The organism is Enterobacter sp. A103 (assembly GCF_034427535.1).
Classification (GTDB): Bacteria; Pseudomonadota; Gammaproteobacteria; order Enterobacterales; family Enterobacteriaceae; genus Enterobacter; species Enterobacter asburiae_B.
Genome location: NZ_JAXQPQ010000013.1, coordinates 1 through 25,897 on the forward strand (window position 1 = coordinate 1; position 25,897 = coordinate 25,897).

The following is a 25,897-nucleotide window of genomic DNA, read 5'->3' on the forward strand; positions in this document are numbered from 1 at the left end:
GCCGGTGCATAAATCCGGTGGTTACAGCAGTCTTCGGTGGAGCGGTAGTTCAGTCGGTTAGAATACCTGCCTGTCACGCAGGGGGTCGCGGGTTCGAGTCCCGTCCGTTCCGCCACTTATTAAGACATTAAGCCTGCCTTGTTGGCAGGCTTAATGGCAAAAAACTTTAGGGGCGTAGCTCAGTTGGTAGAGCACCGGTCTCCAAAACCGGGTGTCGCGAGTTCGAGTCTCTCCGCCCCTGCCATATAGAATCCTTTGCTTCGGCAAAGGATTTTTTTTGCCTGAAACACGGCAGATAATTCTCTTCTCAATTTCAGCCAGCATCCCTGCTGGCTGATGCATCAATCCATTACATTGATTTTTAAAAGATCTTTTATCTGAGATTGCTTATCACTGTTTTGCAGCCAAATTGCATACAGCGGCCTGGTAAGCGTGGTGGAATCCATCACGGTGTGCAGCCCTGCTTTAGTGTCTGCCCAGCGAACAGGTAACCAGGTACAACCTTTTAGCAGAGGCAGCTGCTGACAGGCGATCTCTGCCGAGCTGGTCGTTAACTGCGGAACATCATCAGGTGCAATCAGTCCCGTCTCGTGCTGCTGAAAATCCGGTCCCCATTCCAGGCGTAAATAGGTCAGGTCTGCCTTCATCATCGAAGGTTCGGACGCATAAAGTGCCAGGCCAAACTGGCCCACAATCTGGCTGCTAAATTCGTCCATCTTGGGGGCTTCGGTTGTGATCAGAAGATCAAGCTGGCGTTCATGAAGTTGCTTAACCAGCGACTGCCGTTGCGCAATCCTGGCTTCAAATTGCAGGTGGCCGTGTGAATGATACAGCCTGGTAAGCCACTGACTTAGCATGCATTCCCACAGAGAAGCGCTTGCCCCTATCGAGAATTCATTATGCCTCGAAGTATGTGCCACCTCTTTACGTGCTGCCTGCCAGGTATTCATGAGCGTTTCTGCATACGGCAGCAGTTTCTCACCGGCAGGCGTTAAGCGAATATTGTTGCGATGGCGGGTAAAAAGATTCACACCCAGTTGATTTTCCAGCTGTCGAATACGAAAACTGACTGCTGACTGCGTCAGGTAAAGGGCTTCAGCTGCTCGCCCAAAGTGGCGTGTTCTGCTCACTTCAAGGAAAGTTTTAAGCAATTCCGTATCCACATCTTTCTCCGCAAAATTATTTGTCGTTATGATTTAAATGTTTTGTTTTACACTCTGTCAAGCGTAACTAATACTCCGCGCCATAAATAGCTCGGCCAAAGAATTAGGAGCGTGTAGGATGGCGGAAAGCTTTACGACGACTAATCGTTTTTTCGACAATAAACATTATCCGCGCGGGTTCTCTCGTCACGGCGATTTCACCATCAAAGAAGCTCAACTGCTTGAGCGCCATGGTTATGCCTTTAACGAGCTGGATCTGGGGAAGCGTGAACCTGCTACCGAAGACGAGAAACAGTTTGTTTCTGTTTGCCGTGGTGAGCGTGAGCCGGAGTCTGAAGCGGAACGCGTATGGATTAAGTACATGGCGCGCATTAAGCGTCCAAAGCGCTTCCATACGCTGTCTGGCGGCAAGCCGCAGATGGAAGGTGCAGAAGACTACACCGAGTCTGATGACTAAAATGAAGAGAAGGGGCTACGGCCCCTTTTTTTATGCCAGCAATTTCTGCAAATGCAGCAGCAAACGATCGATAGCGCGGTAGCTCAGCGCCTCCTGCAAATGTTTCCTCTCAATGTCATTGCACCCCTCTACGTCAGCAATAGTTCTGGCCACCTTCAGCAAACGCTGCCACGCACGTATGGACAGCCCGAACCGCGTTAACGTCTCCTCCAGCCATCCCGCATCCTCAACGTTAAGTGAACAAAACTGCCGGATCCCGGCATTATCCAGCCGCGCATTCAGCCTGTTCTGACGAGCGTACTGCCGCGTCTGAGCAGCAATCACCCGTTCGCGTACCTCCGCTGAGCTTTCACCCGTTATGCCCGTTTGCCTGAGCAGACCCGGCGGGGGAAGGGGAATTTCGAGGGATAAATCGAAACGGTCGAGGAACGGGCCGGATAACTTACCCAGATAGCGCAACGTTTGCTCTGGTGTACAGCGGTTATGGTTGCCCTGGTAGTGACCCGTCGGGCTGGGATTCATCGCCGCGACCAGCTGAAACTGTGCGGGATAGCTTATTTTGGCTCTCGTGCGTGAGATATGTATCTCACCGGATTCAATGGGCTCCCTCAGTGCATCCAGCACACGGCGCTCAAATTCAGGCAGTTCATCAAGAAACAGAATGCCATTGTGTGCCAGCGAGATCTCTCCCGGCCCCGGAATCGCCCCGCCGCCGACCATTGCCGTCAGTGAAGCGCTATGATGCGGGGAACGAAAAGGACGACGGCGCCACTGTTTTTGCAACGACGTCGAACTGATAAGGCTATATATGGCGGCGCTTTCCAGCGCTTCATGATTATTGAGCGGTGGAAGTAACCCACTCAACCTGCTTGCCAGCATGGTTTTACCCGTACCTGGCGGCCCAATTAACAGAAGATTGTGTCCACCTGCAGCCGTAATCTCCAGCGCCCGTTTCCCTTGCTCCTGTCCCATAATCTCGCTGAGATCCTCTGGAGCATCCGCTATAACATCATCACACTCCTCCGGCTCGGACAGTTCATGTCGTCCTTCCAGCCAGGCACAAACTTCCTGTAAATGCCCCGCGACGAGACACCCCTTCTCGGCGATAAGACTCACTTCTGATGCGTTTTCATTGGCGACAATGATTTGCCGCCCTGCTCGTATGGCTTCAAGGGCTCCCGATATCGCACCGGGAACGCCTCTTAACGCGCCTGTGAGCGCGAGTTCGCCAACGAACTCATACGAGCCTAGCCGTGTCGTATTAAGCTGCTCAGAAGCCGCGAGAAGGGCAATTGCGATAGGTAAATCGTATCGTCCCCCCTCTTTAGGCAGATCGGCGGGGGCAAGGTTGATAGTGATCTTCTTCGCGGGGAAGGTATAACCGCTATTTATTATTGCGCTGCGAACGCGATCCCTGGCCTCTTTAACCGTCGTTTCAGGTAACCCGACAAGCGTGAGTCCGGGTAGCCCATTGCTCAAATGAACCTCGACGGAAATAAGCGGTGCCTTTACCCCGAGAGCCGCACGCGTATAAACAACTGACAGTGACATTTGCACTACCTCCTGGTGTGACTATGCCAGCGCCTGTTTTGTCTGTTTAGCGTCATTTTGCGAATTTACGCCGCCTGTTCAGAGATTTTAAACACACAATGAAACCCTTGCATAACCGTGGAAGCCTTCTCGTAGAATGTAAAAAGCCCCGTTTTGACGCTAAGACCGACAGTAAAAAAATGAAAAATATTCATTTTCTAATTTCCGTATATAAAACAACGGTTTTAAGAAATATGATTCGCAGCCTAATCAAATCCGTCATAAATAAATCTTGTGTTTGATTTAAAAACTGTGATAACTCTTTAGGTATTCCTTCGAACAAGATGCAAAAAGAACTGAAAATGACAGCCCTTCTACGAGTGATTAGCCTGGTCGTGATTAGCGTGGTGGTGATTATTATCCCACCGTGCGGGGCTGCACTTGGACGAGGAAAGGCTTAGAAATCAAGCCTTAACGAACTAAGACCCCCGCACCGAAAGGTCCGGGGGTTTTTTTATGACTAAAAAACGTAAATGAGGAGCAGAGAATGACGACTAGCACAAAATTCTGTTTCTCCCGATTTATGACGGGGAACTAACTATGAATGGGGCACAGTGGGTAGTACATGCGTTGCGCGCGCAGGGAGTCGAAACCGTATTCGGTTATCCGGGTGGCGCAATTATGCCGATTTACGATGCACTGTATGACGGCGGCGTGGAACATCTCTTGTGCCGACACGAGCAGGGCGCAGCGATGGCAGCCATCGGTTATGCCCGCGCGACCGGTAAAACCGGCGTGTGTATGGCGACTTCAGGCCCGGGCGCAACGAACCTGATCACCGGCCTGGCTGACGCGCTGCTGGATTCCGTTCCCGTTGTCGCCATCACCGGGCAGGTGGCGTCGCCGTTCATCGGTACCGATGCTTTCCAGGAAGTTGACGTCCTCGGTTTATCGCTGGCCTGCACCAAACACAGCTTCCTCGTCCAGTCTCTGGAAGAGCTGCCGCGCGTAATGGCAGAAGCGTTCGACGTGGCAAACTCCGGTCGTCCCGGTCCGGTTCTGGTTGATATCCCGAAAGATATCCAGATGGCTCTCGGCGATCTGGAACCGCACTTCTCTACCGTTGAAAGCGACGATGCCTTTCCGGAAGCGGAAGTTGAAGAGGCCCGTCAGATGCTGGCCCAGGCGAAACAGCCGATGCTGTACGTCGGCGGTGGCGTAGGCATGGCGCAGGCCGTTCCTGCCCTGCGCGAATTTATCGCAACAACGCAGATGCCAGCGACCTGCACGCTGAAAGGTCTCGGTGCAGTCGACGCGGATTACCCCTACTATCTGGGCATGCTGGGGATGCACGGCACCAAAGCGGCAAATCTGGCGGTGCAGGAGTGCGATCTGCTCATCGCCGTAGGTGCCCGTTTTGACGACCGCGTCACCGGCAAGCTGAATACCTTTGCGCCGAACGCCAAAGTCATCCATATGGATATCGACCCGGCGGAGATGAACAAGCTGCGTCAGGCGCATGTCGCCTTGCAGGGCGATCTCAACGCGCTGTTACCGGCATTGCAGCAGCCGCTGGATATCAGCGCATGGCGTCAGCACACCGCTGATATGCGCGCCGAGCACGCCTGGCGTTACGACCACCCCGGCGAGGCCATCTACGCGCCGCTGCTGTTGAAGCAGTTGTCCGACCGTAAACCGGCTGACAGCGTCGTCACCACCGACGTAGGCCAGCACCAGATGTGGTCCGCGCAGCACATGACCTACACCCGTCCGGAAAACTTCATCACCTCCAGCGGGTTAGGGACGATGGGCTTCGGTCTGCCGGCAGCCGTTGGCGCGCAGGTTGCCCGCCCGAACGATACCGTTATCTGTATCTCCGGTGACGGCTCCTTCATGATGAACGTTCAGGAGCTCGGCACCGTTAAGCGCAAGCAGTTGCCGCTCAAGATCGTGTTGCTCGACAACCAGCGTTTAGGGATGGTTCGCCAGTGGCAACAGCTGTTCTTCCAGGAGCGCTACAGCGAAACGACTCTCACCGATAACCCCGATTTCCTCACCCTGGCCAGCGCCTTCGGCATCCCTGGTCAGCACATCACCCGTAAAGATCAGGTTGAAGCGGCGCTCGACACCATGCTGAACAGCGATGGGCCTTACCTGCTTCATGTCTCAATCGACGAACTCGAGAACGTCTGGCCGTTGGTACCGCCTGGTGCCAGTAACTCACAAATGATGGAGAAATTATCATGATGCAGCATCAGGTCGCCGTACAGGCTCGCTTCAACCCGGAAACCTTAGAACGCGTTTTGCGTGTGGTGCGTCATCGTGGTTTTCAGATTTGCTCTATGAATATGGAGACGGCCACTGACGCCCGGAATATCAGTATCGAATTAACCGTTGCCAGCCCGCGGTCGGTCGACTTACTGTTTAGTCAGTTATCAAAGCTGGTAGACGTTGCCCATGTTGCCATCTGCCAGAGCACAACCACATCACAACAAATCCGCGCTTAAGCGTGACAGGACGAAAAAATGACGACAAAAAAAGCTGATTACATTTGGTTCAACGGTGAGATGGTTCGCTGGGAGGACGCGAAGGTCCACGTGATGTCCCACGCGCTGCACTACGGTACCTCCGTATTTGAAGGCATCCGCTGCTACGATTCTCACAAAGGGCCAGTGGTGTTCCGCCATCGTGAACATATGCAGCGTCTGCATGACTCAGCCAAAATTTATCGTTTCCCGGTTTCACAAAGCGTTGACGAGCTGATGGAAGCCTGCCGCGACGTGATCCGTAAAAACAACCTGACCAGCGCCTATATTCGTCCACTGGTGTTTGTGGGCGACGTCGGTATGGGCGTGAACCCGCCAGCCGGTTATAACACCGATGTGATCATTGCCGCGTTCCCATGGGGTGCCTACCTGGGTGCAGAAGCCCTGGAGCAGGGGATCGACGCAATGGTCTCTTCCTGGAACCGCGTGGCGCCAAACACCATCCCGACCGCCGCGAAAGCGGGCGGTAACTATCTCTCCTCATTGCTGGTCGGTAGCGAAGCGCGCCGCCACGGCTATCAGGAAGGTATCGCCCTGGATGTGAATGGCTACATCTCTGAAGGTGCGGGTGAAAACCTGTTTGAAGTGAAAGACGGCATTTTGTTCACGCCGCCGTTCACCTCGTCCGCGCTGCCGGGCATCACCCGCGACGCCATCATCAAGCTGGCGAAAGATCTGGGTATCGAAGTGCGCGAGCAGGTGCTGTCCCGCGAATCCCTGTATCTGGCGGATGAAGTGTTTATGTCCGGTACTGCGGCTGAAATCACGCCGGTACGCAGCGTAGACGGTATCCAGGTGGGCGAAGGCCGCTGTGGCCCGGTCACCAAACGTATTCAGCAAGCGTTCTTCGGCCTCTTCACCGGCGAGACAGAAGATAAATACGGCTGGTTGGATCAGGTTAATCACTAAGCATAAATTTGGGACGGCACGCACCGTCCCATTAAATAGTCAGACGGGAGTCAATAAAGCATGCCTAAGTATCGTTCAGCCACCACCACCCACGGCCGTAATATGGCGGGAGCCCGCGCCCTGTGGCGCGCCACCGGAATGACCGACGCCGATTTCGGCAAGCCGATTATCGCCGTGGTGAACTCCTTCACCCAGTTTGTACCGGGCCACGTGCACCTGCGCGATCTCGGTAAGCTGGTTGCCGAGCAAATCGAAGCCTCCGGCGGCGTGGCGAAAGAGTTCAACACCATTGCGGTGGATGACGGTATCGCGATGGGGCACGGGGGCATGCTCTATTCACTGCCGTCGCGCGAGCTGATCGCCGACTCCGTAGAATATATGGTTAACGCCCACTGCGCCGATGCGATGGTCTGCATCTCCAACTGCGACAAAATCACCCCGGGGATGCTGATGGCCTCCCTGCGCCTGAACATTCCGGTGATCTTCGTCTCCGGCGGCCCGATGGAAGCGGGGAAAACCAAGCTCTCCGACAAAATCATCAAGCTCGACCTGGTTGATGCGATGATCCAGGGCGCGGACCCGAAAGTTTCTGACGAGCAGAGTGACCAGGTGGAACGCTCCGCGTGTCCGACCTGCGGCTCCTGTTCCGGTATGTTCACCGCCAACTCCATGAACTGCCTGACCGAAGCGCTGGGCCTTTCTCAGCCGGGCAACGGCTCGCTGCTGGCGACCCATGCCGACCGTAAGCAGCTGTTCCTCAACGCCGGTAAGCGCATCGTTGAGCTGACCAAACGCTACTACGAGCAGGACGACGCCAGCGCGCTGCCGCGCAACATTGCCAGTAAAGCCGCGTTCGAAAACGCCATGACGCTGGATATCGCCATGGGCGGCTCCACCAACACCGTTCTGCACCTGCTGGCTGCCGCGCAGGAAGCCGAAATCGACTTCACCATGAGCGACATCGACAAGCTGTCCCGCAAAGTCCCGCAGCTGTGTAAAGTCGCGCCGAGTACCCAGAAGTACCATATGGAAGACGTACACCGCGCGGGCGGCGTGCTGGGCATTTTGGGCGAGCTGGATCGCGCCGGGCTGCTGAACCGTGACGTGAAAAACGTGCTCGGCCTGACGCTGCCGGAGTCGCTGGACCAGTACGACGTGATGCTGACCAAAGACGACGCGGTGAAAAAGATGTTCCGCGCCGGTCCTGCCGGTATCCGTACCACCCAGGCGTTCTCGCAGGACTGTCGCTGGGATACCCTGGACGATGACCGCGCCGAAGGCTGCATCCGCTCGCTGGAACATGCCTATAGCAAAGACGGCGGTCTGGCCGTGCTGTACGGTAACTTCGCGGAAAACGGCTGCATCGTGAAAACCGCAGGCGTGGACGACAGCATCCTGAAATTCACCGGTCCGGCGAAGGTATACGAAAGCCAGGATGAAGCGGTAGACGCCATCCTCGGTGGCAAAGTGGTGGAAGGCGACGTGGTTGTCATTCGCTACGAAGGGCCGAAAGGCGGCCCGGGCATGCAGGAGATGCTCTACCCAACCACCTTCCTGAAATCCATGGGACTCGGTAAAGCGTGTGCGCTGATCACCGACGGGCGTTTCTCCGGCGGCACCTCCGGCCTCTCTATCGGCCACGTTTCGCCGGAAGCGGCAAGCGGCGGCAACATCGCCATCATCGAAGATGGCGACCTGATCGAAATCGACATTCCGAATCGCGGCATTCAGCTGAAGCTGAGCGACCAGGAAATTGCGGCCCGTCGTGAAGCGCAGGAAGCCCGCGGCGACAAAGCCTGGACGCCGAAAGACCGCCAGCGTGAAGTCTCCTTCGCCCTGCGCGCCTACGCGAGTCTTGCCACCAGTGCAGATAAAGGCGCGGTGCGCGATAAATCTAAACTTGGGGGCTAATGATGGCCGAGTCACAACCCTTATCCGCCGCCCCTGAGGGGGCGGAATACCTGAGAGCGGTGCTACGCGCGCCGGTCTATGAAGCCGTGCAGGTTACGCCCCTGCAGAAAATGGAAAAACTCTCTTCGCGCCTCGACAACGTCATTCTGGTCAAGCGCGAAGACCGTCAGCCGGTGCACAGCTTTAAGCTGCGCGGCGCCTACGCGATGATGGCCGGGCTGACCGACGAGCAGAAAGCGCGTGGCGTGATTACCGCGTCTGCGGGCAACCACGCCCAGGGCGTGGCGTTCTCGTCTGCTCGTCTGGGGCTGAAGGCGCTGATCGTGATGCCGGTCGCTACCGCAGATATCAAAGTCGACGCGGTGCGCGGTTTCGGCGGCGAAGTGCTGCTCCACGGCGCCAACTTTGACGAAGCCAAAGCCAAAGCGATTGAACTGGCGCAGCAGCAGGGCTTTACCTGGGTGCCGCCGTTCGATCATCCGATGGTGATTGCCGGGCAGGGCACGCTGGCGCTGGAACTGCTGCAGCAGGATGCCCATCTCGACCGCGTCTTCGTCCCGGTAGGCGGCGGTGGCCTGGCCGCAGGCGTGGCGGTGCTGATCAAACAGCTGATGCCGCAGATCAAAGTCATTGCCGTTGAAGCGGAAGACTCTGCCTGCCTGAAAGCGGCGCTGGATGCCGGGCATCCGGTGGACCTGCCGCGCGTCGGGCTGTTTGCCGAGGGCGTGGCGGTGAAGCGCATTGGGGACGAAACCTTCCGCCTGTGCCAGGAGTATCTCGACGATATCGTCACGGTTGATAGCGATGCTATCTGCGCGGCGATGAAAGATCTGTTCGAGGATGTGCGCGCGGTGGCGGAACCGTCAGGCGCGCTGGCGCTGGCGGGGATGAAAAAATACATCGCGCAGCACAACATTCGCGGCGAGAGGCTGGCGCACGTGCTGTCTGGAGCGAACGTGAACTTCCACGGTCTGCGCTACGTTTCCGAGCGCTGCGAGCTGGGGGAACAGCGGGAAGCGCTGCTGGCGGTGACGATTCCTGAAGAGAAGGGCAGCTTCCTGAAGTTCTGCCAGCTGCTGGGCGGCCGTTCGGTGACGGAATTTAACTACCGTTTTGCCGATGCCAAAGACGCCTGCATTTTTGTCGGCGTGCGTCTGAGCCGCGGCGTGGAGGAGCGCAAAGAGATCCTCAACCTGCTGCATGAGGGCGGCTACAGCGTGGTCGATCTCTCTGACGATGAGATGGCGAAGCTGCACGTGCGCTACATGGTCGGCGGGCGTCCATCGAAGCCGCTTAAGGAACGTCTGTTCAGCTTCGAGTTTCCGGAATCGCCGGGCGCGTTGCTCAAGTTCCTGCACACGCTGGGCACGCACTGGAACATCTCTCTGTTCCACTACCGTAGCCACGGCACCGACTACGGCCGCGTGCTGGCGGCGTTTGAACTGGGCGAGCACGAGCCGGATTTCGAAACGCGGCTGAACGAGCTGGGCTATGAGTGTCACGACGAAACCCATAACCCGGCGTTCCGCTTCTTCCTCGCAGGCTAAGGGTTGAGCTGCGTGTAGGCCGGGTAAGTGCAGCGCCACCCGGCTTTAGTGGTTCGGCAATATCGTCCAGAACGCATCAATAAGCGGCTCATGCAGCCGCTTTTTTTGTGCGCACACGCCAAGCTCAAACGGCGTCTTCTCGTCGCTGCGCTCCAGAATCATCACGCGATTGCGCACCGGTTCGGGGCTGTTTTCCAGCACCACTTCCGGCAGCAGCGCCACGCCGCAGCCCAGCGCCACCATCGACACCATCGCCTCATGGCCGCTGACCGTGGCGTAAATCGACGGGTTGCTGATTTTCTGACGGCGGAACCACAGCTCGATGCGGCGGCGCACCGGCCCCTGATCGGCCATGATAAACGGCACCGTCGACCAGTCCGGTTTTTCCACCGACACCTGGTTGCGCACCGGGCAGGGCAGCGCCGGGGCAATCAGCACCACCGCCAGATTCTCCAGCATTGAGAATGCCACCGCGCCCGGCAGGGTTTCGGGTTTCCCGGCAATGGCGAGATCCGCTTCGCCCGTCACCACTTTTTCCATTGCGTCGGAGGCGTCGCCGGTGGTGAGCTTAATTTCAACCGACGGATGCGCCGCGCGGAAGCGGTCAAGGATGGGCGGCAGATGGCTATAGGCGGCGGTCACGGAGCAGAAAATATGCAGCTCGCCGGAAAGCGACGGCCCCTGCTGGTCAATTGAGTGTCGCAGCTGCTGGTACTGTAGCAGCGTCTGCTGGGCAAAAATGCGCAGCTCTTCACCCGCTTCCGTGAGGGTGACGGCGCGGTTATCGCGCACGAACAGCGGCTGGCCGAGGTCCTCCTCAAGGCGCTGGATCTGGCGTGAAAGCGTGGAGGGGCTAACGTGCATCGCCCGGGCGCTGCGGCCAAAATGGCGGCTTTCCGCCAGGTGCAGGAACATTTTCAGATCGCGTAAATCCACCGATTCCACTCCCTCTTTTTACATTGCAAAAATTGCAATATGACGTTGTGAATATATCAATTTCCGCAATAAATTTCCTGTTGTAATGTGGGTACATTCTCGCTGAAACGCGAACCGAACAATAAGACACACAACATCACGAGGTATCACCCATGGCTAACTACTTTAATACACTGAACTTGCGCCAGCAGCTGGCGCAGCTGGGCAAATGCCGCTTCATGGCGCGCGACGAATTTGCCGATGGCGCGAGCTACCTTCAGGGTAAAAAAGTGGTCATCGTCGGCTGTGGCGCACAGGGTCTGAACCAGGGCCTGAACATGCGTGACTCCGGTCTGGATATCTCCTACGCCCTGCGTAAAGAAGCGATTGCTGAGAAGCGTGCTTCCTGGCGCAAAGCGACCGAAAACGGCTTCAAAGTGGGTACCTACGAAGAGCTGATCCCGCAGGCGGATCTGGTAGTTAACCTGACCCCGGACAAGCAGCACTCTGACGTAGTGCGTTCCGTACAGCCGCTGATGAAAGACGGCGCCGCGCTGGGTTACTCCCACGGCTTCAACATCGTTGAAGTGGGCGAGCAGATCCGTAAAGACATCACCGTGGTGATGGTGGCACCGAAATGTCCGGGTACGGAAGTACGCGAAGAGTACAAACGTGGCTTCGGCGTGCCGACGCTTATCGCAGTTCACCCGGAAAACGATCCGAAAGGCGAAGGCATGGCGATTGCCAAAGCGTGGGCAGCGGCGACCGGCGGCCACCGTGCGGGCGTGCTGGAATCTTCCTTCGTTGCCGAAGTGAAATCTGACCTGATGGGTGAGCAGACCATTCTGTGCGGTATGCTGCAGGCCGGTTCTCTGCTGTGCTTCGACAAGCTGGTGGAAGAAGGCACCGACCCGGCCTACGCGGAAAAACTGATTCAGTTCGGCTGGGAAACCATCACCGAAGCGCTGAAGCAGGGCGGTATTACGCTGATGATGGACCGTCTGTCCAACCCGGCAAAACTGCGTGCTTACGCGCTGTCTGAACAGCTGAAAACCATCATGGCACCGCTGTTCCAGAAACATATGGACGACATCATCTCCGGTGAATTCTCTTCCGGCATGATGGCGGACTGGGCAAACGACGATAAAAACCTGCTGACCTGGCGTGAAGAGACCGGTAAAACCGCGTTCGAAACCGCGCCACAGTATGAAGGTAAAATCGGCGAGCAGGAGTACTTCGATAAAGGCGTACTGATGATCGCGATGGTGAAAGCAGGCGTTGAGCTGGCGTTCGAAACCATGGTGGATTCCGGCATCATCGAAGAGTCCGCGTACTACGAATCTCTGCACGAGCTGCCGCTGATCGCGAATACCATCGCCCGTAAGCGTCTGTACGAAATGAACGTGGTTATTTCTGATACCGCAGAATACGGTAACTACCTGTTCTCTTACGCCTGCGTACCTCTGCTGAAAGAGTTTATGACCACTCTGCAGACGGGCGATCTGGGTAAAGCGATTGCGGAAGGCGCAGTGGATAACGCGCAGCTGCGTGATGTGAACGAAGCGATTCGCAGCCACCAGATCGAGAAAGTGGGTCACAAACTGCGTGGCTACATGACCGATATGAAGCGTATCGCGGTAGCGGGTTAACACCTGGTGCGGGCTGATGCCCTCACCCCGGCCCTCTCCCACGGGGAGAGGGGGCAAACATTAAAGGCCTTCTCTTAGAGAAGGCCTTGCTGTTTATTTCCGATACAGTACTTTAATAATGTGGTAGCCGAACTGCGTGTGCAGCGGGCCGGTTGGCTCCAGTACCGGGCAGGAGAACACCACTTTATCGAACGCCGGAACCATCTGGCCCTGGCGGAACTCACCCAGATCGCCGCCGCGTTTGCCTGACGGGCAGATGGAGTGCTTCTTCGCCAGCTTGCCGAAGTCGGCACCGTTTTTAATCTGCTCCAGAAGATCTAAAGCCAGTTTCTCTTCTTTAACGAGGATGTGCACTGCTGCTGCTGTTTTTGCCATGATCGTGCCTTGAATAGGTTGAAATAAATCGGGGCGCAATATACCACGCGTCAGCGGCGATAAAGCACCTTAATGATATGGTAGCCAAATTTGGTTTTTACCGGGCCGTAGGGCTTCAAAAGCGGGCAGCTAAAGACCGCCTGATCGAACGGGCCGACCATCGCACCTTGTTGAAACTCGCCGAGATCCCCGCCATTGCGCCCGGAAGGGCATTTAGAGTAACGCTTCGCCAGATGATCAAAGCTGATGCCGCGCTCCAGCTTGGCCAGGATCTCCTGAGCCAGTTTCTCTTCTTTTACCAGAATATGCAGGGCTGCTGCGGTCTTTTTCATGGTTATGCTCTACGGGTTAAACGCGATTTCTCCACTTTATCATTAGCCGGTAAATCTGCGCCCGGCTTTCTGCTACAATCCACACCCCGTTCGAAGATTGAGCAACACTCCCATGCGTTTAAACCCTGGACAACAACAAGCGGTCGAATTCGTTACTGGACCATGCCTGGTGCTGGCAGGGGCCGGTTCGGGTAAAACCCGCGTGATCACCAACAAAATTGCCCATTTGATCCACAACTGCGGATATCAGGCGCGACACATTGCGGCGGTCACCTTTACCAATAAAGCGGCGCGCGAGATGAAAGAGCGCGTCGCTCAGACGCTGGGCCGTAAAGAAGCGCGCGGCCTGATGATCTCCACCTTCCACACGCTGGGGCTGGATATCATCAAACGCGAGTATGCGGCGCTGGGAATGAAGTCCAACTTCTCGCTTTTTGACGATACCGATCAGGTGGCGCTGCTCAAAGAGCTCACCGAGGGGCTGATCGAAGATGACAAGGTGCTGTTGCAGCAGCTGATCTCGACGATCTCGAACTGGAAAAACGATCTGATGACGCCGGCCCAGGCTGCGGCGATCGCCAAAGGCGAACGGGATCGGATTTTCGCCCACTGCTACGGTCTGTACGATGCGCATATGAAAGCGTGCAACGTGCTGGACTTTGACGATCTGATCCTGCTGCCCACGCTGCTGCTACAGCGCAATGAAGAGGTGCGCGAGCGCTGGCAGAATAAAATCCGCTACCTGCTGGTGGATGAATATCAGGACACCAACACCAGCCAGTACGAGCTGGTGAAGCTGCTGGTGGGGCAGCGCGCGCGTTTCACCGTGGTAGGCGACGACGACCAGTCGATTTACTCCTGGCGCGGCGCGCGCCCGCAAAACCTGGTGCTGCTGAGCAAAGATTTCCCGGCCCTGCAGGTGATTAAGCTGGAGCAGAACTACCGCTCCTCCGGGCGTATCCTGAAGGCGGCAAACATCCTGATTGCCAATAACCCGCACGTATTTGAGAAGCGTCTCTTCTCCGAACTGGGCTACGGCACGGAGCTGAAAGTGCTCAGCGCCAACAATGAGGACCATGAAGCGGAGCGTGTGACGGGCGAACTCATCGCTCACCACTTCGTCAACAAAACCGAATATAAGGATTACGCGATCCTCTATCGCGGCAATCACCAGTCGCGCGTCTTTGAAAAGATGCTGATGCAGAACCGCATTCCGTACAAAATCTCGGGCGGCACGTCGTTCTTCTCGCGACCAGAAATCAAAGATCTGCTGGCCTATCTGCGGGTGCTAACTAACCCGGATGACGACAGCGCGTTTCTGCGCATAGTGAATACGCCTAAACGCGAGATTGGCCCGGCGACGCTGCAAAAGCTCGGCGAGTGGGCGATGACCCGCAATAAAAGTATGTTTACCGCCAGCTTCGACATGGGGCTGAGCCAGACGTTAACCGGGCGCGGGTATGACTCGTTAACCCGCTTCACCCACTGGCTTGGCGAAGTGCAGCGTCTCGCGGAGCGGGAGCCGGTGGCGGCAGTGCGCGATCTCATTCACGGCATCGACTATGAGTCCTGGCTATATGAAACCTCGGCCAGCCCGAAGGCGGCTGAGATGCGCATGAAAAACGTTAACCAGCTCTTCAGCTGGATGACCGAAATGCTGGAGGGCTCTGAAATCGACGAGCCAATGACCCTGACGCAGGTGGTCACTCGCTTTACCCTGCGCGACATGATGGAGCGCGGCGAGAGCGAAGAAGAGGCCGATCAGGTTCAGCTGATGACGCTGCATGCGTCAAAAGGGCTGGAGTTTCCGTATGTGTATCTGGTCGGCATGGAAGAGGGATTGTTGCCGCACCAGAGCAGCATAGATGAAGACAACGTCGACGAGGAGCGCCGTCTGGCCTACGTGGGGATCACCCGCGCGCAGAAAGAGCTGACGTTTACGCTGTGTAAAGAGCGCCGCCAGTATGGTGAACTGGTACGCCCGGAGCCGAGTCGTTTCCTGCTGGAACTGCCGCAGGATGACCTGATCTGGGAACAGGAGCGCAAAGTGATTACCGCAGAAGAGCGGATGCACAAGGGACAGGCTAACGTGGCGAACATCCGCGCCATGCTGGCAAAAGCCAAAGAGAAAGGATGAGCTCGAAGGGGTTGTAGGCCGGGTAAGGCGAAGCCGCCACCCGGCAATGTTCGGCGTATTACTTTACCTCAAGCACCCAGTGCACGTAGCTCTGCCACTGGCACTCCTGCTCGATCATCTCTGCCCCTAATGGGTGACGATCAATCCAGTTCTCCGGCAGCGTCAGCGAAAGCTTCTCGTCATCGGCCACCAGATTAATGGCAGGCAGCAAATCATCGCGGCGGCGGCTGGCAAACAGGATCGCCAGACGCAGCAGGCGGCACAGATGCTCGGCCACGCGCGGCGGTACGGCGTTTTGCTGATGCAAAGAGGAGAGATCGACGGCGTTGGTCTGGTTCAGCAGCAGCGTGGCCAGCAATTTTTTCTGCGCAGGCGTATAGCCCGGTAAATCCAGGTTTCGTACCAGATACGCTGCATGAGCCGGTGCCTGCTTAAAATCAATGCTCAGTCCGACTTCATGGAGCGCGCAGGCGCTCAGCAGTAAATCCCGGCTCAGATGATCAAGATCCCAGACGTTAGCGACCTGATCGGCGAAGCGTGACGCCAGCTGCGATACGCGTCCTGCCTGATCGATATCAACCAGAAAACGACGCTGAACGTTGCGCAGGGTACGGCTGCGGATATCCTGATCGACCGACAGATGTAACATCCCGTAGACCAGACCTTCGCGCAGCGCGCCGCCGGCCAGGGTCATACACTGGATGTTCAGCTCGGTGAAAATGGCGATAAGAATAGCCAGCCCGCTCGGGAAGACCAGCGCGCGCTCCAGCGTCAGGCCTTCAATTTCCAGCTCTTCCAGTCGTCCGCACTGAATGGCGCGCTGTTTCAGCTGCTGAAGTTTGGCAAGCGTAATCCGCTCGTCCATTCCCTGCGCCATCATGATTTCCTGCAGAGCCTGCACGGTACCCGAGGCACCCACGCAGACTTTCCAGCCGTGATAGCGCAGCTCGTCCATCACCGGGCGTAATACCTCGCGCGCGGCGTTTTCTGCCTCGTCGAAGTTCTCTTTCGCCAGGTTCCGATCGGTAAAGTAGCGCTCAAGCCAGGTCACGCAGCCCATCGACAGGCTGAACAGCGACGTTGCCTGTGCGCCGGTGCCGGTCACAAGCTCGGTACTGGCACCGCCGATATCCACCACCAGACGGCGATCGTCACCTCCCGTGGTGTGCGCAACGCCCTGGTAAATCAGGCGAGCTTCTTCTTCACCGCTGATAACCTGTACCGGACAACCCAGAATTTCCTGCGCTCTGGCAATGAAATCCACGGCGTTAACCGCCAGACGGAGTGTCGCAGTGGCGACCACGGTGATTTGGGCGTGCGGGATATCCTGCAGACGTTCGGCAAAGAGTCGCAGACACTGCCAGCCACGTTCCATGGCTTCAGGGGAGAGGTGATTATCGCTGCTCAGGCCCGCCGCGAGGCGGACCTTGCGCTTGATGCGCGTCAGCGTTTGTATGCTTCCCGCCACCTCGCGCACAACCAGCATATGAAAACTATTCGAACCGAGATCAATTGCCGCATAAAGCGAGGTGGAGCTGAGCATATTTTCTTAACCTGAACGACGACGATTACGCGGCGCGCCACCTGAACGACGCGGACCATTGCCGGAGCGTGGGCGGGTTAGACGCTTAGGCGGCGGCAGTTCGCTTAACAGCGCTTCCGGATTGTATTTGCTCTGCGGAATAGAGTGACCGATATACGTCTCAATGGCCGGGAGATTCAGCGCATACTCTTCACACGCCAGGCTAATCGAGTGACCGCTTGCGCCCGCACGACCGGTACGACCGATACGGTGTACGTAGTCTTCGCAGTCGTCTGGCAGATCGTAGTTAAAGACGTGCGTCACGGCCGGAATGTGCAGACCACGAGCAGCAACGTCGGTTGCGACCAGAATATCGAGATCGCCACGGGTAAACTCTTCAAGAATACGCAGGCGTTTTTTCTGCGCCACGTCGCCGGTCAGCAGACCAACACGGTGACCGTCTGCAGCCAGATGGCCCCAGATGTCTTCACAACGGTGTTTGGTGTTCGCGAAGATAATGGCGCGATCTGGCCACTCTTCTTCGATCAGCGTTTGCAGCAGACGCATTTTCTCTTCATTTGAAGGGTAGAAGAGCTCTTCTTTAATGCGGTGACCCGTTTTCTGCTCCGGTTCCACTTCGACATATTCGGCGTTGTTCATCTGTTCGAACGCCAGCTCGCGTACGCGATAAGAAAGGGTAGCGGAGAACAGCATGTTCAGACGCTGATTGGCCGGCGGCATGCGGCGGAACAGCCAGCGAATGTCTTTAATGAAGCCCAGATCGTACATGCGGTCAGCTTCATCGAGCACCACAACCTGGATTGCGCCGAGGTTAATGTGGTTCTGTTTGGCGTAATCGATAAGACGGCCGGTGGTACCGATCAGGATATCCACACCGCTTTCCAGCACTTTCAGCTGTTTATCGTAGCCGTCGCCGCCATAGGCCAGGCCAAGCTTCAGTCCGGTAGACTGCGCCAGGGGTTCAGCGTCTGCGTGGATCTGTACCGCCAGTTCTCGCGTCGGTGCCATAATTAGCGCGCGCGGCTGGTTAACTTTGCGGTCTGCAATCGCTGGGTGAGAAAGTAAATAATGAAACGTTGACGTTAAAAACGCCATCGTTTTGCCGGTACCGGTTTGCGCCTGCCCGGCAACATCGCGACCGGCCAGCGTCAGCGGCAGCGCGAGGGCCTGAATGGGCGTGCAGTTATGAAACCCTTTATTTTCAAGGGCTTCAATCACCTTCGGGTGCAGCGCGAAGTCGGAAAACTTCTGTTCTGTTAAATGTGTTTTGCTCATAGTGTGGTAGAATATCAGCTTACTATTGCTTTACGAAAGCGTATCCGGTGAAATAAAGTCAACCTTTAGTTGGTTAATGCGACATCAACACGTCGTTGGTGGAGACAAAACCAACGTACCAGGCTTATTCCTGTGGAGTTATATATGAGCGATAAAATTATTCACCTGACTGACGACAGTTTTGACACGGACGTACTTAAGGCTGACGGGCTGATCCTCGTCGATTTCTGGGCTGAATGGTGTGGTCCTTGCAAAATGATCGCCCCGATTCTGGATGAGATCGCTGACGAATATCAGGGCAAACTGACCGTTGCCAAGCTGAACATCGACCAGAACCCGGGCACCGCACCAAAATACGGTATCCGTGGCATCCCAACCCTTCTGCTGTTCAAAAACGGCGAAGTGGCAGCGACCAAAGTGGGCGCACTGTCCAAAGGTCAACTGAAAGAGTTCCTGGACGCTAACCTGGCGTAAGGTTTCTCCGCTGTGCGTTCAGGGCTCCCGGCTAAATGATGTGGAACTCTGGACGCCCGGCTGAAGTCGTGCTAAGTTAGCTATGACTTCGTTTTAAACATATCTTGTTGTTTGAATCTTGTTTTACCCGATACTTCCCGTTGTTAGCATGAACAGTGCGTGAAGTGGCTAAATTCCGGGCTTGTCACTCAATCCGTCTTGTCGTTTCAGTTCTGCGTTCTTTCCCTGTGACCAGACAGCGAACAGACATGAGTTGATGGCCGCTAAACAGGCATGGATGACCCTGCCATACCATTCACAACATTAAGTTCGAGAATCACCCCGAGTTTAAGAACCCACACCATTATGAATCTTACCGAATTAAAGAATACGCCGGTTTCTGAGCTGATCACTCTCGGCGAAAATATGGGACTGGAAAACCAGGCCCGTATGCGCAAGCAGGACATCATTTTCGCCATCCTGAAGCAGCACGCTAAGAGTGGCGAAGATATCTTTGGCGACGGTGTGCTGGAGATATTGCAAGACGGATTTGGTTTCCTCCGCTCTGCAGACAGCTCCTACCTCGCCGGCCCTGACGACATCTATGTATCCCCCAGCCAAATCCGCCGTTTCAACCTCCGCACTGGTGACACCATTTCAGGTAAGATTCGTCCTCCTAAAGAGGGTGAACGCTACTTTGCGCTGTTGAAAGTCAATGAAGTTAACTTCGACAAACCGGAAAACTCGCGTAATAAGATCCTCTTTGAGAACTTAACGCCGCTGCACGCGAACTCTCGCCTGCGCATGGAGCGTGGTAACGGTTCAACTGAAGACTTAACCGCGCGTGTTCTGGATCTGGCATCACCAATTGGTCGCGGCCAGCGTGGTCTGATTGTGGCACCGCCGAAGGCGGGTAAAACCATGCTGCTGCAGAACATCGCGCAGAGCATCGCTTATAACCACCCAGACTGCGTGCTGATGGTGCTGCTGATCGACGAACGTCCGGAAGAAGTGACCGAGATGCAGCGTCTGGTTAAAGGTGAAGTGGTTGCTTCTACCTTCGACGAACCGGCATCTCGGCACGTTCAGGTTGCGGAAATGGTTATCGAGAAGGCGAAACGCCTGGTTGAGCACAAGAAAGACGTGATCATCCTGCTTGACTCCATCACCCGTCTGGCGCGTGCCTACAACACCGTCGTTCCTGCGTCAGGTAAAGTGCTGACCGGTGGTGTGGATGCTAACGCCCTGCATCGCCCGAAACGCTTCTTCGGTGCCGCACGTAACGTGGAAGAGGGCGGCAGCCTGACCATCATCGCGACGGCGCTGATCGATACCGGTTCTAAAATGGACGAAGTAATTTACGAAGAATTTAAAGGTACAGGTAACATGGAACTGCACCTTTCTCGTAAAATCGCTGAGAAACGCGTCTTCCCGGCTATCGACTACAACCGTTCCGGTACCCGTAAAGAAGAGCTGCTCACCACGCAGGAAGAGCTGCAGAAAATGTGGATCCTGCGCAAAATCATCCATCCAATGGGTGAAATTGACGCGATGGAGTTCCTCATTAACAAACTGGCGATGACCAAAACCAACGACGATTTCTTCGACATGATGAAACGCTCGTAACGCAAATAAAGCCAGCGAACGCCACGTTTTTACGTGGCGTTTTCCTTTTATGGACTATACGCTAGTACCATCTACTCCCAATTTTGACCGGTCGGTGCGACAATAGGGTCGTTTGTGCAGCTAAAGAAATAATTGATTGAAAAATATACAAAGGGAGTAGTCAGAAGCCATCTTTATTACTTCTGAGGCTGTGGCTTCATGGTTATACTTCCGGGACTAACATTTGTTGAGAGCAATCCATTGTGAATCTATTCACCGCCGTTACTGAACTGATCAGTATTTTTTTATTCACAACCTGTTTTTTGTTCATTGCGCGCAAGGTGGCAAAACGAATAGGGTTGGTGGATAAGCCAAATTTTCGTAAACGCCATCAGGGACTTATTCCTTTAGTCGGCGGGATTTCTGTTTACGCAGGGATTTGCTTCACGTTTGGTATTGCCGATTATTATATCCCGCATGCTGCCCTCTACATTGCCTGCGCCGGTGTTCTGGTGTTAGTCGGGGCCCTTGATGACCGGTTCGATATTGCGGTGAAAATACGCGCCACCGTTCAGGCGGCCATTGGCGTGGTGATGATGTTAGTGGGCGGACTGTATCTGCGAAGCCTTGGCTATGTATTTGGCCCCTGGGAGTTAGTCCTGGGTCCATTTGGCTTCTTCCTGACACTCTTTGCCGTCTGGGCGGCAATTAATGCTTTCAACATGGTGGATGGCATTGACGGCCTGCTCGGTGGGTTGTCATCCGTCTCGTTCGCCGCTATCGGCATTATTTTATGGTTTGATGGTCAGTACAGTCTGGCAATGTGGTGTTTTGCCATGATTGCCGCCATTCTGCCTTATATTCTCTTAAATCTCGGTGTGCTGGGCCGTCGCTATAAAGTCTTTATGGGGGACGCGGGCAGTACGTTGATTGGTTTTACGGTTATCTGGATCCTGCTTGAAACCACACAGGGTCAAACCCATCCGATAAGCCCCGTAACCGCGCTGTGGATTATTGCCATTCCATTAATGGATATGGTGGCGATTATGTATCGCCGCCTGCGCAAGGGGATGAGTCCTTTCTCTCCTGACCGCCAACATATTCATCATCTCATCATGCGTGCGGGTTTTACTTCTCGTCAGGCGTTTGTGCTGATTACGCTGGCCGCCGCTATTTTGGCCGCGATTGGTGTAGCTGCAGAATATTCTCATATTATTCCTGAGTGGGTTATGTTGGCATTATTCTTGCTGGCATTTTTCCTGTACGGCTACTGCATTAAACGCGCATGGAAAGTGGCGCGATTTATTAAACGTCTTAAACGCAGGATGCGTCGTAACAGTGGCAAAAATACAACATTAACTAAGTAAAACCGGGACTATGATGACTCAACCGTTGGCGGGAGCGAAATCAGTGGTAACTGAGAATGAACTGGATATTCGGGGTTTGTTTCGCGTGTTATGGGCAGGCAAACTTTGGATTGCGGGGTTCGCGCTGGGTTTTGCACTGTTAGCGCTGGCCTATACGTTCTTTGCAAAACAAGAGTGGAGCGCCACGGCAATTACAGACAAGCCAACGGTTAACATGCTCGGGGGATACTATTCCCAGCAGCAATTCCTGCGTAACCTGGACATCAAAGCCAGTCTTGCTACGCCAGACCAGGCTTCCGTTATGGATGAAGCCTATAAAGAGTTTGTGATGCAGCTGGCTTCGTGGGATACCCGACGCGATTTCTGGTCCCAGACGGATTACTACAAGCAGCGTCGGGTTGATAATACAAAAGCCGACGCCGCCCTGCTGGACGATCTGATTAACAATATTCAGTTTATGCCGGGCGACGTGCTGCGTAACGTGAATGACAGCGTCAAGCTGATTGCAGAAACCGCGCCGGATGCCAACAACCTGTTGCGTCAGTACGTCGCGTTTGCCAGCCAGCGTGCCGCAAGCCATCTTAACGAAGAGCTTAAAGGTGCCTGGGCGGCTCGTACCATCCAGATGAAAGCCCAGGTGAAACGTCAGGAAGAGGTGGCGAATACCATTTTCGGTCGCCGTGTGCATAACATTGAGCAGGCGCTGAAAATTGCGGAACAGCGCAATATTTCCCGTACTGAGACTGACGTGCCGGCCGATGAGCTGCCTGATTCAGAGATGTTCCTCCTTGGTCGCCCTATGTTGCAGGCGCGTCTGGAAAACCTCCAGGCCGTCGGTCCTGATTTTGACCTCGATTACGATCAAAATCGCGCGATGCTCAATACGCTTAATGTAGGTCCATCTCTGGACCCGCGTTTTCAGACCTATCGTTATTTGCGAACGCCTGAAGAACCTGTAAAACGCGATAGTCCGCGTCGTGCATTCCTGATGATTATGTGGGGGATTGTAGGCGCACTGACGGGCGCTGGCGTGGCGTTAACGCGTCGTCGCAAAAACTAAGAACGCCGTCTACGATGAAGGCTGCGGCCTTCATCGCCTAATCGAAGAGAATCGATGTGAAAGTACTAACCGTATTTGGCACCAGGCCGGAGGCCATTAAGATGGCACCTCTGGTTCATGCGCTGGCCTGCGATCCTGATATTGAAGCGAAAGTGTGCGTCACTGCCCAACACCGTGAGATGCTCGATCAGGTTTTAACGCTCTTCTCCATCGTCCCGGATTACGACCTTAATATTATGAAACCGGGGCAAGGATTAACGGAAATAACCTGTCGCATTCTGCAAGAGCTAAAGCCGATCCTGGAGTCATTCAAGCCTGACGTGGTGCTGGTTCACGGTGACACCACCACAACCGTGGCGACAAGCCTGGCCGCGTTTTACCAGCGAATTCCCGTGGGGCATGTTGAGGCGGGTCTGCGTACCGGCAATCTTTATTCGCCGTGGCCGGAGGAGGCCAACCGCACGTTAACGGGTCATCTGGCGATGTACCACTTTGCGCCAACGGAAAACTCCCGTCAGAACCTGCTGCGTGAAAATATCGCCGATAACAAAATCTTTGTGACCGGCAATACGGTCATTGACGCGTTAATTTGGGTACGTGACCGCGTCCTGGCAAATAGCGAGCTTCAGAAAGAGCTCGCTGCCCGCTATCCGTTCCTTCACAACGGTAAAAAAACCATTCTGGTTACTGGCCACCGTCGCGAAAGCTTTGGCCGGGGTTTCGAGCAAATCTGTCACGCGCTGGCTGAAATCGCCGCGCAGAACGATGATGTGCAAATTGTCTATCCAGTACACCTTAACCCTAACGTCAGCGAGCCGGTTAACCGGATCCTGGGCCATGTCGACAATGTCCTTCTGATTGAACCTCAGGACTACATGCCGTTTGTCTGGCTGATGAATCACGCCTGGCTGATCCTCACCGATTCCGGCGGCATTCAGGAAGAAGCGCCATCCCTCGGCAAACCGGTGCTGGTGATGCGTGAAACGACCGAACGTCCGGAAGCCGTCAAAGCCGGTACGGTGAGGCTGGTCGGCACCAACGCGCAGCTCATCGTCGAAGAGGTCACGCGCCTGCTGCATGACGATGAAGCGTATCAGGCGATGAGCCGGGCCCATAATCCGTACGGAGACGGGCAGGCTTGTGGCCGTATTTTGCAAGCACTTAAACACAATCGGGTATCGCTATGAGTTTTACTACCATCTCGGTCATTGGTCTTGGCTACATTGGCTTGCCTACTGCGGCCGCGTTTGCCTCTCGTCAGAAACAGGTTGTCGGTGTGGATATCAACGCACGGGCGGTAGAAACCATTAACCGTGGCGAGATTCATATTGTGGAGCCCGATCTTGACCGCGTGGTGAAAGAGGCGGTGGAGGGGGGCTTCCTGCGTGCCAGCACGACGCCAGTTGAAGCGGATGCCTACCTGATTGCCGTCCCCACTCCATTTAAAGGCGACCACGAGCCCGACATGGCGTTCGTCGAGGCGGCGGCAAAATCCATCGCGCCTGTGCTGAAGAAAGGGGCGCTGGTGATCCTGGAATCAACATCTCCGGTCGGCGCTACCGAGCAGATGGCACAGTGGCTGGCCGACGCGCGCCCTGATTTAAGCTTCCCGCAGCAGGCGGGTGAACAGGCGGATATCAACATCGCTTACTGTCCGGAGCGCGTGTTACCGGGTCAGGTGATGGTCGAACTGATTAAAAACGACCGCGTCATTGGCGGTATGACGCCCGTCTGTTCCGAACGTGCCAGCGCGCTGTACAAGATTTTCCTGGAAGGTGAATGCGTGGTGACCAACTCCCGCACCGCTGAGATGTGCAAGCTGACGGAAAACAGCTTCCGCGACGTCAATATCGCCTTTGCGAACGAACTGTCGCTGATCTGTGCCGATCAGGGGATTAACGTCTGGGAACTGATTAGTCTGGCGAATCGCCATCCGCGTGTGAACATTCTCCAGCCAGGTCCGGGCGTGGGCGGACACTGTATCGCCGTCGACCCGTGGTTTATCGTGGCGCAAAATCCGGCGCAGGCGCGTCTGATTCGCACCGCGCGTGAAGTGAACGACAGCAAGCCTCACTGGGTGCTCAATCAGGTTAAAGCGACGGTAGCGGATTGTCTGGCAGAGAGCGGCAAGCGCGCCAGCGAGCTGAAAATTGCCTGCTTTGGTCTGGCATTCAAACCCAATATTGACGATCTGCGTGAAAGCCCGGCGATGGAAATTGCCGAGATGATTGCCGAATGGCACAAGGGTGAAACGCTGGTGGTTGAGCCGAATATCCATGAATTACCGGCAAAACTGGCGGGGCACTGCACGCTGACGGCGCTGGACGACGCGCTGGCGACGGCGGACGTGCTGGTGCTGCTGGTAGATCATAAAGAGTTTAAAGCGACGTCCGGCGATGCCGTTCGTCAGCAGTATATTGTGGATACCAAAGGTGTCTGGCGTTGAACAGCCTGAATGGGGTGCTCGAGTCCCTGCAGTGGGAGAGTGCCTTTTTCGGCCTGCCGTCGGCCATCGTGCGTCTGCGCGATGACGCGCCGATGCTGGCTGAACCGGATTTTATCGCCTGGCAACGGGTGCAGGCTAAGATCCCGACGGAGCGTGCCGATCTGCTTGATGCGCTGCAGCAACACGGCTTTCAGCTGGTTGAAGGTGAGGTAGACCTTTCCATTACCCTTACCCGGCACGATGCGTCCGGCGCGGAAATTGCAACAGAGCAGGACATCCCCGCGCTGCGTCAGATGGCGGCCCAGGCATTTGCTCAGAGCCGCTTTCGTGCGCCCTGGTATGCACCTGACGATAGCGGACGTTTCTATGCCCAGTGGATAGAAAATGCGGTCAAAGGCACCTTTGACCACGTCTGCCTGGTTTTTCGTGCAGGGGACGGTCAAATCCAGGGGTTCGTCTCGCTGCGTAAGCTCAACGAGCGCGAGGCGCGTATCGGCTTATTAGCCGGGCGCGGCATGGGTGAGAAACTCATGCAGGCGGCGCTGCACTGGGCGCAGCAGCAACAGCTTGTGACGCTGCGGGTCGCGACCCAACTGGGCAACACCGCCGCGCTTAAACGTTATATTGCGAGTGGTGCCAACATCGACGCCACCGCCTACTGGTTATACAGGTGACAA

General features: G+C 55.6%; 24 protein-coding genes and 2 tRNA genes. 19 read left to right on the forward strand and 7 right to left on the reverse strand.

Annotated features, from left to right (window positions below):
- Positions 1–38 precede the first annotated feature (38 nt).
- Together SPH27_RS21005 and SPH27_RS21010 are read left to right on the forward strand one after the other, a co-directional pair.
- A tRNA-Asp gene (locus SPH27_RS21005) sits at positions 39–115 on the forward strand.
- Positions 116–168: 53 nt separating this feature from the next.
- Positions 169–244: transfer RNA gene (locus SPH27_RS21010), tRNA-Trp, on the forward strand.
- A gap of 97 nt (positions 245–341) precedes the next feature.
- On the opposite strand, the gene hdfR is transcribed toward SPH27_RS21010, so the two are convergent.
- Positions 342–1,163 (reverse strand): HTH-type transcriptional regulator HdfR, encoded by an 822-nt coding sequence (hdfR, locus tag SPH27_RS21015; RefSeq protein ID WP_023309659.1) that lies wholly within the window; start codon positions 1,161–1,163, stop codon positions 342–344.
- A gap of 118 nt (positions 1,164–1,281) precedes the next feature.
- On the opposite strand from hdfR, the gene SPH27_RS21020 reads away from it, so the two are divergent.
- Positions 1,282–1,620, forward strand: a complete 339-nt coding sequence (locus SPH27_RS21020) for a DUF413 domain-containing protein (protein ID WP_023309658.1) — start codon at positions 1,282–1,284, stop codon at positions 1,618–1,620.
- 30 nt (positions 1,621–1,650) lie between these two features.
- On the opposite strand, the gene SPH27_RS21025 is transcribed toward SPH27_RS21020, so the two are convergent.
- Entirely contained in the window at positions 1,651–3,171 is a 1,521-nt protein-coding gene (locus SPH27_RS21025; protein ID WP_039264268.1) for a YifB family Mg chelatase-like AAA ATPase, read from the reverse strand.
- 341 nt (positions 3,172–3,512) lie between these two features.
- Here SPH27_RS21025 and ilvL point away from each other — a divergent pair, with 341 nt between their 5' ends.
- The 7 genes from ilvL (at position 3,513) to ilvA (ending at position 10,063) form a co-directional block, all read left to right on the forward strand.
- The gene (ilvL, locus tag SPH27_RS21030; protein ID WP_001311244.1) at positions 3,513–3,611 is read left to right on the forward strand and encodes an ilv operon leader peptide; all 99 of its coding nucleotides are present in this window, start codon (positions 3,513–3,515) and stop codon (positions 3,609–3,611) included.
- Positions 3,612–3,697: 86 nt separating this feature from the next.
- Complete coding sequence (ilvX, locus tag SPH27_RS21035; RefSeq protein WP_166792073.1) at positions 3,698–3,748, forward strand: peptide IlvX; 51 nt, start codon at positions 3,698–3,700, stop codon at positions 3,746–3,748.
- Between the two features lie 2 nt (positions 3,749–3,750).
- Positions 3,751–5,397 carry an acetolactate synthase 2 catalytic subunit gene (gene ilvG / locus SPH27_RS21040; RefSeq protein WP_182072633.1) on the forward strand — a complete coding sequence of 549 codons (1,647 nt, stop codon included), beginning with the start codon at positions 3,751–3,753 and terminating at the stop codon, positions 5,395–5,397.
- Positions 5,394–5,657 (forward strand): acetolactate synthase 2 small subunit, encoded by a 264-nt coding sequence (gene ilvM, locus SPH27_RS21045; protein ID WP_024907956.1) that lies wholly within the window; start codon positions 5,394–5,396, stop codon positions 5,655–5,657. The genes ilvG and ilvM overlap by 4 nt, the downstream gene beginning before the upstream one ends.
- 18 nt (positions 5,658–5,675) lie before the next feature.
- The gene (ilvE, locus tag SPH27_RS21050) at positions 5,676–6,605 is read left to right on the forward strand and encodes a branched-chain-amino-acid transaminase (protein WP_023326297.1); all 930 of its coding nucleotides are present in this window, start codon (positions 5,676–5,678) and stop codon (positions 6,603–6,605) included.
- Between the two features lie 60 nt (positions 6,606–6,665).
- Complete coding sequence (ilvD, locus tag SPH27_RS21055) at positions 6,666–8,516, forward strand: dihydroxy-acid dehydratase (RefSeq protein WP_033146918.1); 1,851 nt, start codon at positions 6,666–6,668, stop codon at positions 8,514–8,516.
- A 2-nt stretch (positions 8,517–8,518) separates the two neighbouring features.
- Positions 8,519–10,063, forward strand: a complete 1,545-nt coding sequence (ilvA, locus tag SPH27_RS21060) for a threonine ammonia-lyase, biosynthetic (protein WP_096150382.1) — start codon at positions 8,519–8,521, stop codon at positions 10,061–10,063.
- 45 nt (positions 10,064–10,108) lie between these two features.
- On the opposite strand, the gene ilvY is transcribed toward ilvA, so the two are convergent.
- Positions 10,109–10,999: an HTH-type transcriptional activator IlvY gene (gene ilvY / locus SPH27_RS21065; protein WP_182072631.1), complete on the reverse strand. Its 891-nt coding sequence runs from the start codon at positions 10,997–10,999 to the stop codon at positions 10,109–10,111.
- A gap of 152 nt (positions 11,000–11,151) precedes the next feature.
- Here ilvY and ilvC point away from each other — a divergent pair, with 152 nt between their 5' ends.
- Entirely contained in the window at positions 11,152–12,627 is a 1,476-nt protein-coding gene (gene ilvC, locus SPH27_RS21070) for a ketol-acid reductoisomerase (RefSeq protein WP_023333828.1), read from the forward strand.
- Positions 12,628–12,720: 93 nt separating this feature from the next.
- Here ilvC and ppiC (SPH27_RS21075) read toward each other — a convergent pair whose 3' ends face one another.
- Complete coding sequence (ppiC, locus tag SPH27_RS21075; protein ID WP_023309650.1) at positions 12,721–13,002, reverse strand: peptidylprolyl isomerase PpiC; 282 nt, start codon at positions 13,000–13,002, stop codon at positions 12,721–12,723.
- 50 nt (positions 13,003–13,052) lie between these two features.
- Positions 13,053–13,334 (reverse strand): peptidylprolyl isomerase PpiC, encoded by a 282-nt coding sequence (gene ppiC, locus SPH27_RS21080; RefSeq protein ID WP_004886860.1) that lies wholly within the window; start codon positions 13,332–13,334, stop codon positions 13,053–13,055.
- 112 nt (positions 13,335–13,446) lie between these two features.
- Between ppiC (SPH27_RS21080) and rep the strand changes: the two genes are divergently transcribed.
- On the forward strand, positions 13,447–15,471 hold the full coding sequence (gene rep, locus SPH27_RS21085) for a DNA helicase Rep (RefSeq protein WP_023333826.1): 2,025 nt from the start codon (positions 13,447–13,449) through the stop codon (positions 15,469–15,471).
- Positions 15,472–15,529: 58 nt separating this feature from the next.
- On the opposite strand, the gene gppA is transcribed toward rep, so the two are convergent.
- Both gppA and rhlB read right to left on the reverse strand, forming a co-directional pair.
- A complete protein-coding gene (gppA, locus tag SPH27_RS21090) occupies positions 15,530–17,014 on the reverse strand; it encodes a guanosine-5'-triphosphate,3'-diphosphate diphosphatase (protein ID WP_048975637.1) in 1,485 nt (494 codons plus the stop codon).
- Between the two features lie 6 nt (positions 17,015–17,020).
- The gene (gene rhlB, locus SPH27_RS21095; RefSeq protein ID WP_023309646.1) at positions 17,021–18,289 is read right to left on the reverse strand and encodes an ATP-dependent RNA helicase RhlB; all 1,269 of its coding nucleotides are present in this window, start codon (positions 18,287–18,289) and stop codon (positions 17,021–17,023) included.
- Between the two features lie 144 nt (positions 18,290–18,433).
- On the opposite strand from rhlB, the gene trxA reads away from it, so the two are divergent.
- The 7 genes from trxA to rffC all read left to right on the forward strand — a co-directional run bounded on the left by trxA (position 18,434) and on the right by rffC (position 25,894).
- Positions 18,434–18,763: a thioredoxin TrxA gene (trxA, locus tag SPH27_RS21100; protein WP_006179218.1), complete on the forward strand. Its 330-nt coding sequence runs from the start codon at positions 18,434–18,436 to the stop codon at positions 18,761–18,763.
- A gap of 345 nt (positions 18,764–19,108) precedes the next feature.
- Complete coding sequence (rho, locus tag SPH27_RS21105; protein ID WP_008501566.1) at positions 19,109–20,368, forward strand: transcription termination factor Rho; 1,260 nt, start codon at positions 19,109–19,111, stop codon at positions 20,366–20,368.
- A gap of 242 nt (positions 20,369–20,610) precedes the next feature.
- A complete protein-coding gene (gene wecA / locus SPH27_RS21110; protein ID WP_182072629.1) occupies positions 20,611–21,714 on the forward strand; it encodes a UDP-N-acetylglucosamine--undecaprenyl-phosphate N-acetylglucosaminephosphotransferase in 1,104 nt (367 codons plus the stop codon).
- 13 nt (positions 21,715–21,727) lie between these two features.
- Positions 21,728–22,774 (forward strand): ECA polysaccharide chain length modulation protein, encoded by a 1,047-nt coding sequence (wzzE, locus tag SPH27_RS21115; protein ID WP_182072627.1) that lies wholly within the window; start codon positions 21,728–21,730, stop codon positions 22,772–22,774.
- A gap of 56 nt (positions 22,775–22,830) precedes the next feature.
- Complete coding sequence (gene wecB, locus SPH27_RS21120) at positions 22,831–23,961, forward strand: non-hydrolyzing UDP-N-acetylglucosamine 2-epimerase (RefSeq protein ID WP_065419804.1); 1,131 nt, start codon at positions 22,831–22,833, stop codon at positions 23,959–23,961.
- Positions 23,958–25,220 carry a UDP-N-acetyl-D-mannosamine dehydrogenase gene (gene wecC / locus SPH27_RS21125; RefSeq protein ID WP_033146912.1) on the forward strand — a complete coding sequence of 421 codons (1,263 nt, stop codon included), beginning with the start codon at positions 23,958–23,960 and terminating at the stop codon, positions 25,218–25,220. Before wecB ends, wecC begins: the two co-directional genes overlap by 4 nt.
- Positions 25,217–25,894: a dTDP-4-amino-4,6-dideoxy-D-galactose acyltransferase gene (gene rffC / locus SPH27_RS21130; RefSeq protein ID WP_207167886.1), complete on the forward strand. Its 678-nt coding sequence runs from the start codon at positions 25,217–25,219 to the stop codon at positions 25,892–25,894. The genes wecC and rffC overlap by 4 nt, the downstream gene beginning before the upstream one ends.
- The last annotated feature ends 3 nt before the right edge of the window (positions 25,895–25,897 follow it).